The 15977-nt window shown below is 66.9% G+C and carries 14 protein-coding genes; 3 read left to right on the forward strand and 11 right to left on the reverse strand.

Annotation, left to right across the window (positions count from 1 at the left end; translation table 11 throughout):
- Positions 1-708 carry a hypothetical protein gene (locus tag C2U70_RS12885; protein WP_140978392.1) on the reverse strand — a complete coding sequence of 236 codons (708 nt, stop codon included), beginning with the start codon at positions 706-708 and terminating at the stop codon, positions 1-3.
- Positions 709-1046: 338 nt separating this feature from the next.
- On the opposite strand from C2U70_RS12885, the gene C2U70_RS12890 reads away from it, so the two are divergent.
- Positions 1047-4682, forward strand: coding sequence for an autotransporter domain-containing protein (locus C2U70_RS12890; protein ID WP_140978393.1), 3636 nt, complete (start codon positions 1047-1049; stop codon positions 4680-4682).
- A gap of 15 nt (positions 4683-4697) precedes the next feature.
- Here the strand turns inward: C2U70_RS12890 and gspM are convergent, their stop codons facing one another.
- Genes gspM through C2U70_RS12935 form a run of 9 tightly spaced genes read right to left on the reverse strand, consistent with a single transcriptional unit; the run spans position 4698 to position 12136 of the window.
- Positions 4698-5264, reverse strand: coding sequence for a type II secretion system protein GspM (gene gspM, locus C2U70_RS12895; protein WP_140978394.1), 567 nt, complete (start codon positions 5262-5264; stop codon positions 4698-4700).
- Positions 5261-6301, reverse strand: coding sequence for a PilN domain-containing protein (locus C2U70_RS12900; RefSeq protein WP_186294219.1), 1041 nt, complete (start codon positions 6299-6301; stop codon positions 5261-5263). Before C2U70_RS12900 ends, gspM begins: the two co-directional genes overlap by 4 nt.
- A 1-nt stretch (position 6302) precedes the next feature.
- Positions 6303-7214 carry a general secretion pathway protein GspK gene (locus tag C2U70_RS12905; protein WP_140978396.1) on the reverse strand — a complete coding sequence of 304 codons (912 nt, stop codon included), beginning with the start codon at positions 7212-7214 and terminating at the stop codon, positions 6303-6305.
- Positions 7211-7912: a general secretion pathway protein GspJ gene (locus C2U70_RS12910; RefSeq protein ID WP_140978397.1), complete on the reverse strand. Its 702-nt coding sequence runs from the start codon at positions 7910-7912 to the stop codon at positions 7211-7213. The genes C2U70_RS12905 and C2U70_RS12910 overlap by 4 nt, the downstream gene beginning before the upstream one ends.
- A complete protein-coding gene (locus C2U70_RS12915; RefSeq protein WP_140978398.1) occupies positions 7909-8307 on the reverse strand; it encodes a prepilin-type N-terminal cleavage/methylation domain-containing protein in 399 nt (132 codons plus the stop codon). The genes C2U70_RS12910 and C2U70_RS12915 overlap by 4 nt, the downstream gene beginning before the upstream one ends.
- Complete coding sequence (locus tag C2U70_RS12920; RefSeq protein WP_246666743.1) at positions 8285-8779, reverse strand: prepilin-type N-terminal cleavage/methylation domain-containing protein; 495 nt, start codon at positions 8777-8779, stop codon at positions 8285-8287. Before C2U70_RS12920 ends, C2U70_RS12915 begins: the two co-directional genes overlap by 23 nt.
- Positions 8742-9200 (reverse strand): type II secretion system major pseudopilin GspG, encoded by a 459-nt coding sequence (gene gspG / locus C2U70_RS12925; RefSeq protein ID WP_186294221.1) that lies wholly within the window; start codon positions 9198-9200, stop codon positions 8742-8744. The genes C2U70_RS12920 and gspG overlap by 38 nt, the downstream gene beginning before the upstream one ends.
- Positions 9201-9222: 22 nt before the next feature.
- Positions 9223-10434 (reverse strand): type II secretion system F family protein, encoded by a 1212-nt coding sequence (locus C2U70_RS12930; protein ID WP_140978400.1) that lies wholly within the window; start codon positions 10432-10434, stop codon positions 9223-9225.
- A gap of 4 nt (positions 10435-10438) precedes the next feature.
- On the reverse strand, positions 10439-12136 hold the full coding sequence (locus C2U70_RS12935; protein WP_433960675.1) for a GspE/PulE family protein: 1698 nt from the start codon (positions 12134-12136) through the stop codon (positions 10439-10441).
- A 137-nt stretch (positions 12137-12273) separates the two neighbouring features.
- Here C2U70_RS12935 and gspD point away from each other — a divergent pair, with 137 nt between their 5' ends.
- Together gspD and C2U70_RS12945 are read left to right on the forward strand one after the other, a co-directional pair.
- Positions 12274-14652, forward strand: coding sequence for a type II secretion system secretin GspD (gspD, locus tag C2U70_RS12940; RefSeq protein WP_140978402.1), 2379 nt, complete (start codon positions 12274-12276; stop codon positions 14650-14652).
- 5 nt (positions 14653-14657) lie between these two features.
- Complete coding sequence (locus tag C2U70_RS12945) at positions 14658-15278, forward strand: prepilin peptidase (protein WP_246666744.1); 621 nt, start codon at positions 14658-14660, stop codon at positions 15276-15278.
- On the opposite strand, the gene C2U70_RS12950 is transcribed toward C2U70_RS12945, so the two are convergent.
- The gene (locus C2U70_RS12950; protein ID WP_246666745.1) at positions 15275-15850 is read right to left on the reverse strand and encodes a tetratricopeptide repeat protein; all 576 of its coding nucleotides are present in this window, start codon (positions 15848-15850) and stop codon (positions 15275-15277) included. The genes C2U70_RS12945 and C2U70_RS12950 overlap by 4 nt on opposite strands.
- Positions 15851-15977 lie beyond the last annotated feature (127 nt).

A 15977-nucleotide genomic window follows, 5' to 3' on the forward strand; every position in this document is an offset into this window, starting at 1 on the left:
CTAAAGCCCGTCGGACTCGCCGTTTTTGGGTGTGGACCGCGGCACGAAGGGCGCAAACGACTGATCACCCGCCGCTGGTGCCACCAGTTTTCCGCTCTCGAGGGGCGGCGCGCCGGCGACGCCCGGCACGCCCGGCGGCGATGGTGGCGGGGCCTCCGGCGCGTCGAGACGCTGGAGCGCGAGCACCTCGCTGCGATCCCCCTGCCTGAGGGTCACCTCCCGTGGCTGGACCGCACTCAGCGACCAGCCGGCCCGCGATTCGCCCTGGCGCAGCCGGATGACCTTCTGATCGGTTCGGTCGAGCAGGATCGCGATGGCGTCGCCCTCGCCCACCACGGCCCCGACCAGGACCAGCGGCGGCGGCGCGTCCGTCTGCTTGGGCGGCGTCGGCACACTGCTCTCCTCGACGGGCATGGTTGCCACCGCGCGAGGCGGCGGGCGGCGCGAGGCCGAGAAGATCGGACGCTCCTCGGTCGCGGTCAGGGCAGACAACGGCACCGACCAGAGCGGATTACCGCGCGGGACCGGCCTGCTCGCCGGCTGGGCGGCGGGTCTGGCAATGGGCCTCACGGCGCCGACGTCGATCGTCTCGCTCGGGCTGCGCGCGGCATCGTCCGGCAGGATATCGATCCGGGATGAGGTCGCGGCCATCGCTCCGGGGAGCACCCAGAGCATGGCCAATCCGATCAATCCCAGCCGTCCGGCCATCAAATTTCCCCGCTGGCCCGCCGCCACGCCGGCACACCGTCGCGATAAGACCCATAGCCTAGTTCTTGCCGCCCCGGCCATCAACCCGCGAGCCCGCCCACAGCCGGTTCCAGGCGGGCCAGGGGCCTTTCCGCATGCTGTTCCGCGTCGACCGTCGGGAACATGTTGCATGTCGGCCACCATGACTGAAATTGCAAACGAAACAGGCAGAATCACCCCGCAATGGGACGGCCGTTCATTGCCGCGGGCCGCGGTCGCATGGGAATATGACGCGTTCAGTCGGGTCGAACGTCGCCATTGTACGTCCCGATCTTTGCTTTGCTGATTTGAGAACCCTGATGGCCGGTCGGGCACGCACCTCCAAGGTAACTTCGAAGACACTCGGACACGGATCGCCGTCCGTTATCCGGCGCTCGCTGGCGACCTTGCTCGCGACGTCCGCCCTTGGCGCCGTCTTCGCCCAGCCCGCCTTCGCCGTCGACGGCACCTGGACCGGGGCGACCAGCACGGAATGGACCGACGGCACCAACTGGACGTCGACCCCGACGGTCCCGGACGGGACCGCGACGTTCACCAATACGGGGTCCACGACGGTCGACAGCAACGGCCTGGTCGGCATCGGCAGCATCGTCTTCACGGCCGCGCCCAATGCGCAGGCCTACACCATCAACATCAACGACATCTTCGTGGTGAACGGCACGGGCGTCGCCAACAATTCGACGAACCTGCAGACGGTCAACGTCTTCTCGACCATGGTGTTCTCGAACGCGAGCAGCGCCAACAGCGGCACCGGGGGCGTGATCTACAACGTCAACAGCGGAGCGATGGTCTTCAGCGACACCAGCACCGTTGGCGCCTCGAGCATCATCAACGGCGGCGATGTCGAGTTCAACAATTCGAGCAACGCGGGAACCGCCACGATCACCAACAACGTGGTGATGAATTTCAACGACACGAGCTCGGCAAGCTCCGCGGTCATCTCGAACGCCGCGACCGGCACGCTTTTCTTCAACAACTCGGCGACGGCTGCCACATCGGTGATTTCGAACGACGGCACGCTCACCTTCGCCGGCTCATCGACCGCCGGCAGCGCAACGATCACCACCAACAATGGCGGCACGACGAGCTTCACGGGGACGAGTTCCGGCGGCACCGCGACCTTCGTCACGCTCACCGGCGGCACGTTCGACATTTCGGGCCTGACCAGCGCCGGCTTGTCGGTCGGCTCGATCGCGGGCGCGGGCAGCTACGTGCTCGGCGCCAAGACGCTGACGACCGGCAGCAACAACACCAGCACCGTCGTCGACGGCGCGATCTCCGGCATCGGCGGCGGGCTGACGAAAGTCGGCACCGGCACGCTCGTGTTGACCGGCACCAACACCTATACGGGCGCGACGACCATCTCGGCCGGAACGCTGGCGATCAACGGCTTCGGCAGCATCGCAAGCTCCAGCCTCGTCACGGTGAACGCGACGCTCGACATTTCAGGCTCCGCCGTGGCGTTCAATGCCATCACGACGCTCGCCGGCGGTGCCAGCGGCATCGTCAACTTGGGCGCCAACGGCCTCGTGGTCACCAACGGCTCGACCGAGTTCGCGGGTGTGATCCAGGGCACCGGCGGGTTCGAGGTCTTCGGCGGCACGCAGACGCTGAGTGGTGTGAACACCTACAGCAACATCACGCAAATCGACGCGGGCGCCACGCTGGCGTTGAAGGGCAACGGCTCGATTGCGAGCTCGGCCGCTGCGACGTTCCTTGGCAGCAATGGCACGCTGGACATCTCGCAGACGACCTCCGGCACATCGATCCGCGGCCTGGGATCGCCCGCGGGAGATGGCATCGTCGCGCTCGGATCCAAGACGCTCACGATCACGTCCGGCAGCAGCTTCGGCGGCGTGATCCAGGATGGGGGCATCGCCGGCGGTACCGGTGGCCGTCTGGACATTGCCAACGGTGCCCTTCAAGCGCTTGTGGGCACCAACACCTATACCGGTACGACGACGATCGAGGCGGGTGGCGAGCTGGATCTCGGTTCGGTCGGCGCAAGCCACGGCAGCATTGCCACTTCGAGCAATGTCATTGCCAACGGCATCTTCGATATTTCGAATCTGACCAACGGCGGGACGTCGATCAAGGCGCTTTCAGGTGCTGCCTCCGGCACGATCAATCTCGGCGCCAACACGCTGACGATCACCAACGGCAACGGCACCTTTGCCGGCGTCATCGGCGATGGCGGCGCCGGCGGCGGTTTCGCGGTATCGGGCGGCACGCAAATTCTCTCCGGCGCCAACACCTATATCGGCGCCACCACGGTGAACGGCGGCAAGCTGGTGGTGGACGGCTCGATCGTGAGCGCAACCACTGTAAATGCCGGGGGCACGCTGGGTGGTACCGGCTTGGTCGGCACCACCGCGATCGCCGGCGGCACGCTTGCGCCGGGCAATGCGGCGAATCCCACCGGGCTGCTGACGGTGAACGGTCCCTTGAGCTTCACCGCGGCCTCGACCTACCTCGTCCAGGTGTCCGGCGCGAATGCGTCACGCACCAACGTGATCGGCGCCGCCGCGCTCGGCAATGCGACGGTGAGCGCGAACTTCTCGGGCACGCTGCAGAAGCAGTACACCATCCTCAACGCGACCGGCGGTTTTGCCGGCAGCACGTTCAACCCGACAGTCGTGTCGAACATGTCGGCGGTGTCGGCGACGCTCAGCCAGGACACCAACAACGTCTTCCTCAATATCAACGTCAATTTCACGCCGGCCAGCGGCGGCCTTACCGTCAATCAGCAGAACGTCGGCACCACGCTGACGAACTTCTTCAATTCGACCGGCAGCATTCCGGCGGCCTTTGCCGGCCTGACACCGGCGGGGCTGACGATCGCCTCGGGCGAGCTCGGCACCGGCATCATCCAGTCCGCGATCAACGCCGACGGCCAGTTCCTCAACCTGATGCTGGATCCCACCGTCGCCGGACGCACCGGCGGCTTCACCAAGCCTGGCAGTGTCTCGCAGTTCGCCGCCAGCGACGATGAAGCCGCCGCCTACGCCTCGATGCGGCCGGCGACCGCGCGCGAACGGGAAGCCTATGCGATGGCGACCAAGGCGCCGTTGCTGTCCGCAACCCCGGCCAATCGCTGGAGCGTCTGGGCGGCCGGCTATGGCGGCTCCGAGCAGGTCGGCGGCAATGCCGTGGTCGGCTCGCAGGATCTCAGCGCGCGGTTGTGGGGCGTCGCGGCCGGCGCCGACTACAAGGTCTCGCCCGACACCCTGCTCGGCTTCGCGCTCGGCGGCGGCGGCCTGAACTACTCGCTCGCCAACGCGATGGGCGCAGGCTCCGCCGACCTGTTCCAGGCCGGCGTCTACGGCCGGCACAGTTTCGGTCCCGCCTATATCGCGGCCGCGCTGGCCTATGGCTGGCACGACGTCACCACCAATCGTACCGTGGCGCTCGCCGGCGTCGACCAGCTCCAGGGCCGCTTCAAGGCCGACACGTTCTCGGCTCGCTTCGAGGGCGGCTATCGCTTCGCAACGCCGCTGGTCGGCATCACGCCCTATGCGGCCGCGCAAGTCACGAGCTTCAACCTGCCGAACTACACCGAGACCAGCCTCGCCGGCGGCGGTCTGTTTGCGCTGAACTATGCATCCCAGACCACGACCGATACCCGCTCCGAGCTCGGCTTCCGCACCGACAAATCCTACGCGGTGCAGAACGGCGTGCTGACGCTGCGCGGCCGCGCCGCCTGGGCGCACGACTACAATCCAAGCCGCGCCGTGACCGGCCTGTTCACGGCCCTGCCGGGCGCCGCCGCCTTCGTCGTCAACGGCGCCAGACCCGATGCCGATTCCGCACTCGTCAGCGGCAGTGCCGAAGTGAAGTGGTTGAGCGGCTTCTCGGTCGCCGCGACCTTCGACGGCGAATTCTCCGGCAACGTCACGACCTATTCCGGCAAGGGCGTGTTCAAATATAGCTGGTGAGCGGGCCCCGTCGGCCTACTTCCCCGCTTGCCACTGACCGGACACGCCGAGGATCACCCTGACGCGGCCCGTGGTCGTCTCGTTCTGGGCCGTGGTCTGCGGCACCTGGACGTCGAGCTGATCGACGAACAAAAACGGCATGCCGGCTTCGAGATCGTAGAGCAGTTTCTGGAGCGCGGGCTGCTCGAGCTCGCAACTGACGACGAGGCCGACAAAACCGTTCTTGCTCTGCGCGCCCGATACGTCGACCTGCGACGACTGCACCGAGCCGCCGACATTGCCGACCGCGGCCGCGACACGCTGCAACAAATTGGCGCCCGCAACCGTCACCGTCGGCCCTTCCAGGAACGGCGTGCCCGGATGTTCCGCCGACGACAGTCCCGCGCCGCCTGCGCCGGCCTTGCGGCCGCGCAACTGGTCGAGCAGATCGGAGGTTTGCGCCAGGGCCTGGCGGTGGGAGATGACGTCGGCGACCGAAAGCCCCGTCATCAGCAACAGGCCACCAACAACAGCAGCATAGAGCGTCACCGCGATCAGCGGCGAATGCGACAGCGTGCGCGTGATGGTGTCCTGCACGCTCATGGCACGTTCCTCGGCTCGATCTGCGCCTCGATATGGAAGCGCTCGCCGGGATCCGACGACGATCGCGTGGTCGGCGCATAGAAGGTCGCGCGCGTGAAGTGCTGGGACTGCTCGATCAGCGGGATCAGCGATGGCGCATCCCGGGTGATGCCGGCGATCTGGAGCTTGTTCGAGGCCAGATGCAGCTCGGTGACGTAAGTGTGGTCGGGCAGCACGCGGCTTAAGGATTCCAGCACGATCACGCTCGCCGGCGTCTCGTATTTGCGCCGCTCGAGCAACGCCAGCGGCGAACGCTCGCCGCCGTCGCTGCCGGCACGCAGCGCCGCGCGCCGCTGGGCGATCTGGCGTTCGAGCTCGCTCTCCTGCGTGCTCAGGCTGTCGGCCAGATAGGTCGCGAACACGGACGCCACGACCGCAGCTACGGCTGCAATACCGAGCACCAGTTGCAGCCTGCGGCTCAACCGGGCGGGATCGACCGCGCCGCGCGAGCGCTGCTCGAACACCTTGATCCGGCCGTTGCCGGGCGCGTCGGTGCAGATCGCGACCGCGGAAGGATGCAGGCCGGAAATGGCCTCGACATATCCCATCGCGAGCTTGCGGGGGGCGGCCGCAATCAGCGTTGTGATGCCGTCGCTGCCGCTCGCCGCCGGGGCGCTGCAGCCGAACACGGCCTCACCCGCACTCCACGGCGTCAGGCGATCGATCTGAGCACGCACGATGCCGTCGAGGAAGTCGGCCGCGCGCGACGGCAGCTCCAGCGGACGAAACAGGAAGCGCTGCGGCTGCAACACGATCTCGACACGGCTGCCCCGCACCACCTGTGCCAGATTGGTTGCAGAGAACTGCCCGTCGCGAAACGCGAGGTCGGTTACGCCATTCTCCGGCTTGCCGCCCTCCAGCGCGAATCCACCCTTCTCGTCCTCGATGAGGCGGACCGCCCGCGGCGACACCATCCGCTCCAGCCCGGCAACGATGGTGCCGGCCACCGTGCCGGTCCAGGCGTCGAGAATCGCACGAAGGGGTTGCAGCGAACTCATCTCACAGGGGCTTTCCGGCCGAGCCGTCAAAGGCGTTGTGCCACGACAATACACGATAGGGCTCATCGGTGCCGTCGAGAAGCAGGATCACGACCTCGGCCGAGCTCTGCCGGCGGGTCGGGGATTCCACGGCGATGCTCAGCCGATAGGACTTCGCAGCCTCCAGCGTCGCATTGTTGCTGCCGGCCAGGCTGACCAGCGATTGCGGACTGATCCGCGGATCGGCCCGCTCCTTCAGGAGCTGCTGTAGCGTTCCCGGCGTCATGCCCGGCATCGCCGCCACCACCTGCGGGGCGGCGTCCATCACGTTCACCGTCCGCATGTTGCTGAACACGGTGACAAAGGGCAGCATGCGCTCGACCACCGCAGGCGGAATGCCGCGGACGAGCCACAGTTCCTCGACATGGGGAAACGGTGCATGCCGCGGCAGATAGGCCGTGCCGATGGTGCGGTAATACGAATCCTCGGGGTCGTCCTGCCCGGCCTCGGTCGAGGCGCGCCACGCCAGGATGCGATCGGCATATCCGGGCGCCTCATTCGCTCCGACGCCGAGCGCCATCATCAGACCGGACAGCAAACCTTTTGGCGCGGCATTGAGATCGATCCGTGCCGCCTCCGAGCGGAACGTCACTGCGACCCGGCCCATGCCGATCCGCGCGTCGAACGTTCCGCTGGTCGGGCGCGCGGCGTCTCCCTTCCCCGTGAGCCGGTAGGCCGTCAACTCGATGGCGGCATTGACCAGCGCGTCGGTCTGGACGCGATCGGTATTCCCGGCGACGGTGACGGCGGTGTTGGTGACGTAAGCGAGGTAGATCAGCACGAGCGCCGCAAGTGCGGCCAGCATCCAGAGCACCGCGATGACGATGAAACCGCGCGCATCCTTGGCCGCGCCTGTTGTGCGCGCGCCCGTCAAAGCTGCTCCTCCTTCTTCTCCTGCTGCGGCTTCGTGCGCGCAGCCACGCATCCGCTAGGATTCTTGGCGCGTGCGCAATCGGCCGGCGCCGTGATGTGCAGCGTCGCGGCCGCGGAGACGGCGAGCACCTGTCCGGTGGCACCATCGCGCACCGTGACCCTGATGCGCTCCGGCAATTGCGCCTGACCGCGCCAGGTCGGCTGCCAGGCCTGATCCGCTCCCGCATACGAAAAACTGACACGGAACGGCGCGCGGATCAGTACGACCTGGTCGACGAAGCGAATCTGTCCGTCCGTCGGCATCGGCTGGAACGATGCGCGCTCGCGCACCAGGGCGAGCCCCTGCGCATCCGCCTTCTCGATCAGGCGGACGATTTCGAGCCCCGGCCGCGTGCTCGGACCGAGCGCGGTGCGCACGAAGGTCACCGCCAGTTCAGACCCCTCGAACAGCGGGTTTCTGGCGTCGCCATTCATCCTGACCTGCTCGGCCACCGCGAGATCGGCGACGATGCGGTCGAGGCCAGTCGCAAGGCGCTCGGCCCGCTGCACCCGCGCGATGCCGCGATTCCAGTTCGGCAGCCATTGCGCGGTGACGGTCGCGAGCGCGGCGAGGATGACCGTCATCAGCAGCGTCGCCAGCAGCACCTCCAGCAGCGTGAAGCCGGATTCGTCGGCGAGTGCGCGGCGCAGCCTGCTCATTGCACCAGCCTCGGCACGAGCTTCACCGTCGTGACCTGCAGCGATGCGCCGTCGGGGCGCTGCAGGCGCAGATTGACCGCCATCGGCACGAAGCGATCGGTGGCGGGATCGCCGCCCGGCACTTTCATCGGCGCGACCTCGATGCGCCAGCGGCTGCCGGCAAGCTCGCCGCTCTGCCGGCCGACCTTCAACAGACCGCGCGCCGGCAATTCGGCGAGCAGCGTCTCGGCCGTACCGGCCAACGCCAGATGCTGGTCGATCGCGCGTGTGCCCCTCACGGTCGCAGCGATCACCGAGCCGATCGTGCCGAGCACGGCGGCAATGATCGCGAGCGCGACCAGCGCCTCGATCAAGGTAAAGCCTGCCGTGCCTCTAGAGTAACTTCTGCGGGACAATCTCGACCACTCCGGTCAGCCAGTTCACGCGCACCTCATAGCCCATGCCGGGCCGCGCCAGCGCAATCACGCCGCCGCACGACATGCCCGACGGGAAGAAATCGATCGAGCGTCCAGCCGGACGATTGCCGCAGCGCGAGGCCAGCATCGCCTGCACGGTGACGTCGCCCGGCAAACGAATGATCCGTCCTGTCACACCGGAGCGGATCGCGCGCGCATCGGCATCGACCTCTGTCGTGACCGTGACCTGCCGGCGCAGCGCCGTGTTGCGATCGGCCTTGAGCAGCGCCGCGGTCTCCACCGCATAGCTCTCGAGCTTGGCACGCGTCGTCGAGCGCGGGATCGCCGGCAGGATGATCGCCGCAAGAAGGCCGATGATCGCGAGCACGCACAGGATCTCGATCAGCGCAAAGCCGCTGCTATCGTGACCCGCGCTAGCGCGTACCGCTGGCAATGTCGGCTGCCGTGCCACTGCCGCCTTCCTGACCGTCGGATCCCAGCGAGATGATGTCGTAAGGAGACCGCTCGCCCGGCGAGCGGTAGACATAGCCATGGCCCCAGGGATCGTTGGGCACCATGCCGCCACGTAGATAAGGACCGTTCCAGCCGGGCAGATTGTTGCCGCGGGTCAGCGCGGCCAGGCCCTCATTGGTGGTCGGATAGCGTCCGATGTCGAGATAATAGAGGTCGAGGGCGCTCGAAAAACTCTCGATCTGGATCTTTGCGGCCTTCGCCTTGGACTCGCCGAGATAGTTGAGCACGCGCGGGCCGACCAGCGCCATGATCAGGCCGATGATGGTAATGACGACGAGGATCTCGACCAGGGTGAATCCGGACTCGCCGTTGCGGCGACGCCGGCGGCTTCGGGTGACTGCGACAATCTTCCTGGTCAATTCAAAAACCTCCGTACCCGGCCTAACCGACAATCTGGCTGACCGACATCAGCGCCGTCATGACGGAGACGATCAAGCCGCCGACGACAATGGAAATGACGATGATCGCGGCGGGCCCCGCGATCCCGACCGCACGATCGAGCGTGCGCTGCAATTTGGCTTCGTAGAAATCGGCGACGCGCCCCGAGAGCATCGGCAATTGCCCGGTCTCGTCGCCGAGGCGGAGCATGCGCACGGCCATCGCCGGCAGCGCCTCGGTCTCGGCGAGCGCATCCGACAATTTTGTGCCGTGGCGGACGCGGTCGGCCGCATCGCTCCAGACCGCCGACGGACCGGCCGTCGCCATCATGTCGACCAGGATACGGAGCGTCGTTGTCAGATTGACGCCGCTGCCGAGCAACACGCCGAGATTCCGGCAGAACAAGGCTGTTCGATAGGACGTCATCATGTTCCTGATCGCGGGCAGCCGCGTGATCGCGTTGGCAATGCCGCGGCGGACGCGCTCCTGCCGCAGCAACAGCCAGCCGAGCGCGATGCTGGCGGCGAGGACCGCGAGCACCGCATCGGAGTTGTTGCGCAGAAAGGTCGAAAGGTTCAGGAACATCAGCACGGTCGGGTCGACCTTGGCACCAAAGTCCTGCAGCACGCTTGCAAATTGCGGCAGCACGAATGTGAGGAAGAACAGCAGCACGCAAGCTGCCGCGCCCAGCACGAAGATCGGATAGCGGATCGCATCGCCAAGCCTGCGTTTGAGCGCTTCGGTTCGCGCCCGCTCGGATGCCAGCACCTCCAGCACCTGATCCAGCGAGCCCGAGGCTTCGCCGACCCGCACCAGCGCGACATACATCGGCGGGAACAGGCCCTCGTGCCGCGCCAGCGCCTCGGCAAAACTCTCGCCGGAGACGACGCGCGAGCGGATATCGGCGACAACAGGCCGCAGGCGCCCGAAATCGCGATCGGCGGCGAGCAGCTCCAGCCCGTCATTAATGCGGGCGCCGGCCCGCAGCAGCAGCGCGAGATCGCGTGTGAAGATGGTGACGTCTTCGGGCTTCGGCTTGTTGAACAGGCTGAGCACGCTGCGCCCGCCACCGCCCTCCTCGAGCGTGACGTTGTCGACCAGCACCAGGCCGAGCCGCTCGATCCGCTGCGCCACATCGCTCGCGGCCGGCGCGGCGATGGCGCCGGAGACCAGTTCGCCGTTGGCGTTGAGCGCGCGGTAACGAAAGTTCGGCATCGGATCAGCGGACCGTCGTGACGCGGAAGACTTCGGGCAGGGTCGTGAGCCCCGCGCGACACTTTGCGACCGCATCCTCCAGCATCGTGGTCATGCCGGCCTGCATCGCGGCGGCGTCGATCGAGTGGGAATCCGTCTGCGGCCCGATCAGGTGGCGCACCTGGTCGGACATTTCGAGGATCTCGAACACGCCGTTGCGGCCGCGATAGCCGGTGCCGCCGCAGCGCTCGCAGCCGCCCGCCTCGTGCACGACCTCGCCCGCCCTGAAGCCGATCACCTCGAAGCGCGGATCCTTGGCGATGTCGGTCGCGGTGAGCGTATGCGCCACCTTGCAGCGGTCGCAGAGCATGCGCACCAGCCGCTGCGCGACGACTGCGCGCAGCGTGGACTTGAGCAGGAAGCCTTCGATGCCGAGGTCGATCAGCCGCGGCACGGCCGCCGCCGCGGTCTCGGTATGCAGCGTCGTCAGCACGAGATGGCCGGTCAGCGCGGCGTGGATCGCGATATGGGCGGTCTCGGCGTCGCGGATCTCGCCGACCATGATGACGTCGGGATCCTGGCGCACGAAGGCGCGCATCGCCGACGCAAACGTCAGCCCGATCGACGGCTTGACCTGCGACTGGTTGATGCCGGGAATTTCGTATTCGACGGGATCCTCGATGGTGAGGATCTTTCGCGTCGGCTCGTTGAGGATCGACAGCATGGTCGCAAGCGTCGTGGTCTTGCCGCTGCCGGTCGGCCCCGTCACCACGATCATGCCATGCGGCATTGCGAGCAGCCGCGTCATGATGGATTCGTCGCGCGCACCGAGCCCGAGCTTGCTCATCTCCAGCAGCCCGCGGTCGCGCGGCAGCAGGCGGATGACGGCGCTCTCGCCATATTGCGTCGGCATGGTCGCGACGCGGACGTCGAGCTCGGAGCGTCCGACGCGCACGCGGGCGGCGCCGTCCTGCGGCAGTCTTCGTTCGGCGATGTTCAGCCCTGCGAGAATCTTGATGCGCGAGATCAGCGCCTGCGGCGGAATGCCCTGCGGCGACGGCAACGCGCGCAACAGGCCATCCACCCGCATGCGCACCACGAGCCCGGTGCGGAACGGCTCGACGTGAATGTCGCTGGCGCGCAGCTCGACGGCACGCTCCAGCAAATCGTTGAGCGCGCGCACCACGGGCGCGCCGCTGGCGAGATCGCGCAGGCTCTCGATGTCGTCGTCGGATTGCTGCGCCGACCCTTTCGCCGATCCCTTGGCGCCGTCGTCCGCGCCGCTGTCGTCAGCAGCGCGCTGATCCAGCACCGTGGTGATGTCCTCGAACGAGGCCACGACGACCTCGACCGCCGTGCCGAATACGATCTCGGCAGCCCGCACCGCCGCCGTATCGGAGGGATCGGCGATCGCCAGCCGGTAGCCGCCATTCGGCGCCCGGAACGGGAAGATGGTGGATTCACGCAGGAAGCGGCGCGAAAAGCCGTCCAGGCACGGCGTGGTTGCAAGAAGCTGTGGAAGGCCGAGGCGCGCCAGGCCAAAATAATCGGCGACTTCGTCGGCAAAATCGGCAGCCGACAGGTCCGTCGCCTCCCAGAACTCGCGCAAGGGCCGCGTCAGCGCCGGATTGGCCGACGCCTCGACCCGGGCGCGAGCCCGCGGCGGCAGTGAATATTTCTCCAGAAGATGCTGCCGGAAGCTATCTGCGGAAAGGTCTCGCATCGCATTCACAGCGCTTACCTTGTTACTAGAAAGCAACAGCTCCCGCGCGTGACGGAAGGCCTTTACCCTTGACTTATTTACTAGCAAAAACATAATCGTGGCGCAAATTATTGCGCGTCCGGACCATGAGGGATCGGATGCAAATTCCAGTCACTCTTGCTGTTGGTAGGCGTATTTTGTTCAAAGTGGTCCAGCCGCTTTCGCGCCTGCGCACAGCGTTGCCTGGAACGTTCCTGCTATTGTCCAGTGCTTTCCTGTTGACGGCGTGCATTGTCACGGCCGACCGCAACATCGAAGCCGACGCCCGGGACCCGCGCGCGCGGGACCTCACCGACAAGATCCAGTCGCTCGACCTCCAGCCCCGGCAACCCTTGGATGCAGGATCGGGTGGCATTGCCCAGCCCAAATCGTCGCGGCCGGCGATCTATCTCGCCGACGGCACAACGCCGCAGGGCGCTGCACTTGCGGACCGCGAAGACGGTGGCAGCGGCTACGACCTCAATTTCGAGAACGCGCCCGTCGCGACGGTGGCAAAGGTCATCCTCGGTGACGTATTGAACCTCGGTTACACGATCGATCCCCGCGTCCAGGGTACCGTGACGCTGGCCTCGGTGCGGCCGGTTCCGAAAGCCGATGCGCTCTATGTGCTGGAGAACGCGCTGCGCATGTCCGGCGTGGCGCTGATCCGCGACCGCGGCAACAGCTACCGCCTGATCCCGGCGCCGGAGGCCGGCCCCGGCGGCATCGACCGCTCCGCCACCGCCGAAGCAGGCCAGGGCATCAGCGTGGTGCCGCTGCGCTACGTCTCGGCGCAAAACATCTTCAAGCTGCTCGACGCATTCGGCGTCAAGGCCGGCACCATGCGCCCCGACAATGCCCGCAACACGCTGATCGTCACCGGCAGCGGCACCGATCGCGCCGCCGCCATCGACACCATCCTGTCCTTCGACGCCGACTGGATGCGCGGCCAGTCGGTCGGCATCTTCCCGGTGCGCAATTCCTCACCCGAGCCGCTCATTTCCGAGATGGAAAAGATCATGGACTCCGGTGAAGGCGGCATGAGCCAGAGCGTGGTCAAGTTCCAGACGATTGCCCGGCTCAACTCCATCCTCGTGGTCAGCCAGAAGCCCGAATATCTCAAGCGCGCGCAGACCTGGATCGCGCGGCTCGACCGCTCCGACACCGAAGGTGTGAACCTGAAGTCCTATCCGCTGCGCTACGGCAACTCGAAAGTCGTCGTGTCGTTGCTCAACGACATGCTGCTGAGCCAGAGCAGCACGAGCTCGTCCACGCTCGACAGCGCACAGAGCCAGCTTGCGCCGGGCTCGGGCATCTCGACCACCAGCTCGGGCACCAATCCCGTGGCTGCGCTGAGTGCCTTGCCGACGGCGGGCGCGGGCGCGTCGACGCCGGTGACCGGCCCGCCCGGCTCGCAATTGAATACCCGCGCGGCGCCCGCGGCGGCCACGCCCCAGGGCCAGGACACCACGCTCGGCGGCGCGCAGGGCGGCGGCACCAGATCCGGCGGCAACGGCATCCTGCAGAACGTGCGGATCACAGCCGACGTCACCAACAACGCGGTGCTGGTCTATGCCAACATGGAATCGCAACGCATCATCGAGCAGACGATCCGGCAGATCGACCGCCCGCAGCGCCAGATCGCGATCGAGGCGACCATCGCCGAGGTGACGCTGAACGACCAGTTGAACTACGGCGTGCAATTCTTCCTCGCCAGCAAGAAGGGCTCGATCTCCAACACCATTTCCGGCGTCAGCAATTCGTCGACGATCGGCAGCAACGTCGACGGGCAGGACAACGCCGTCAACGCCGCCGCCGGCGCGCTGCTTGGACGCGTGCTGCCCGGCTTCAATTTCCTGATCGGGGCGGAAAATTCGCCACGGGTCGTGCTCGATGCGCTGCATAACGTCACCAACGTCAAGGTGCTGTCGAACCCGTCGCTGGTCGTCTTGGATAACCAGCCGGCGACGTTGCAGGTCGGCGACCAGGTGCCGTTCTCGACGGGCACCGCGACGGTGCTGACCGCCAACAACACCGTCGTCAACACCATCGACTACAAGAACACCGGCATCATCCTGCGCGTGCTGCCGCGCGCCAATGCCAACGGGAACGTCGTGCTCGACATCGAGCAGGAGATCTCGAGCGTGGCAGCGGGCAGCGCCGGCTCGCTGACGCCGACGATCTCGCAGCGCCGGGTCAAGAGCTCGATCGCGGTGACCAGCGGCCAGACCGTGCTGCTCGCCGGCCTGATCAGCGAGACCGAGAACAAGCAGCGCCAGGGCCTGCCGATCCTCGATTCCATTCCGGGCGTCGGCGACGCCTTCTCGCACCAGGGCACGGGGCGCAGCCGTACCGAGCTGATCCTCTTCATCCGTCCGACCGTCATGCGCGACGGCGTCGATGCGCATGTCATCGCCGAGGAGATGCGCAGCAAGATGAACGGCCGCCTGGTCGGCACCAGCAATCCCGTGGTCGTCGTGCCCAAGGCGACGCGCTGACGGACGTGACCGACGAGCAGGCCGCCTTGGCGCAACGCCTGGCGCAAGGCCTCGCGCCTGTCCTCAGCCTCGTCCTGTGTGCCGGTGTTGCCGCCAGCCTGTTCGCCGCCCCCGGCGTAGAGGGCCTTCTGGGCGCGTTTCTGGCGGCCCTGATGCTGGCCATCGCCACGACCGATGCGCGCAGCTATCGCATCCCGAACGAGCTCACTGCCGCGGCCTTTGCCCTCGCCTTGCTCCGGGCCTTGGCGATCGGCCCGGAACCGGGTGCGGAGGCCGTGCTCTGGACGGCGTTACGGGCTCTTGCCGTGGCCCTGCCGTTGCTCGCCCTGATGATGCTCTACCGGCGCTGGCGCGGCCGTGACGGGCTCGGGCTCGGCGATATCAAGCTCGCGGCGGTCGCCGGCGCCTGGCTCGATCTCGTGACCGTGGCGGTCGTGATCGAACTGGCGGCGCTGGCGGCGATATCAGCCTATGTTCTCAATGCTGCACTGCAAAGAAAGCCACTCAGCGCGACCGCCTTTTTACCCTTCGGCCTGTTCCTGGCGCCGGCGATCTGGCTCGGCTGGCTGGGCGAGAACATGGCCGCAGGCTGGGTCGTCGACTGGCTTTCACTCTGGTTCCATTAATGCTCGCGGCTCGGCGCCCATTGCAGGGCCCGCAGGCGCGCTTCGGCGAGTTCGGCGCGCGTCATCTTGGTGGTGACGGCATCGCGGATCCTGGCCCGCGCCTCGCGCGCCCGCGGCGGCGCCCCCGCGGTCGCCAGATTGAGCCATTTGGAGGCTTCGATGATGTCGCGCGGCACGCCCTGCCCGCGATCATAGAGCAGCCCCAGCGAATATTGCGCGAGGCTGTCGCCCTGCTCCGCCGCGCGCCGGTACCACATCGCGGCTTCGGTATAATTCTGCGGCACGCCGCGACCGGTCTCGAACATGAAGCCCAAATGCGACTGCGCGGTCGCATTGCCCCGCTCGGCCAGCGGGATGAAAACGCGCGAGGCCGTCACATAATCCTGGCGCTTGAAGGCGGCGACACCCTGACTGAGGGATTGCGCGAAGGCCTGCCCGCCCGAGAGCAGGAAGAGCGCGACGAGTGCCGCAACGACATAGCCCCTCGAGTGGCTACACGATTCTTGCTTGGACGCGCCTTCTTGACGCGAACCGATACCCACCTCGCTTGAAAACGCCCTGGACGCCAACAAGACCCCGCTCCGCGCGATCGGCCGCTATCCGTGCCGATCCCTGTTCATTCCCGATGGCCCGCACGGTAGTCGCGGCGCGCGGGAAAATCCATAGCGCGGCAAAGGCAAAGCCCCGGGGTGATTGCGC

This window comes from Bradyrhizobium guangdongense, assembly GCF_006483445.1.
Lineage (GTDB): Bacteria > Pseudomonadota > Alphaproteobacteria > Rhizobiales > Xanthobacteraceae > Bradyrhizobium > Bradyrhizobium guangdongense_A.

Coding starts and splice junctions, on each gene's coding strand:
- C2U70_RS12890 (WP_140978393.1), top strand. CDS start 1,047: ATGGCCGGTCGGGCACGCACCTCCAAGGTAACTTCGAAGACACTCGGA.
- C2U70_RS12900 (WP_186294219.1), bottom strand. CDS start 6,301: ATGAGTTCGCTGCAACCCCTTCGTGCGATTCTCGACGCCTGGACCGGC.
- C2U70_RS12885 (WP_140978392.1), bottom strand. CDS start 708: ATGGCCGGACGGCTGGGATTGATCGGATTGGCCATGCTCTGGGTGCTC.
- gspM (WP_140978394.1), bottom strand. CDS start 5,264: ATGAGCGTGCAGGACACCATCACGCGCACGCTGTCGCATTCGCCGCTG.
- C2U70_RS12935 (WP_433960675.1), bottom strand. CDS start 12,136: ATGCGAGACCTTTCCGCAGATAGCTTCCGGCAGCATCTTCTGGAGAAA.
- gspD (WP_140978402.1), top strand. CDS start 12,274: ATGCAAATTCCAGTCACTCTTGCTGTTGGTAGGCGTATTTTGTTCAAA.
- C2U70_RS12930 (WP_140978400.1), bottom strand. CDS start 10,434: ATGCCGAACTTTCGTTACCGCGCGCTCAACGCCAACGGCGAACTGGTC.
- C2U70_RS12910 (WP_140978397.1), bottom strand. CDS start 7,912: ATGAGCAGGCTGCGCCGCGCACTCGCCGACGAATCCGGCTTCACGCTG.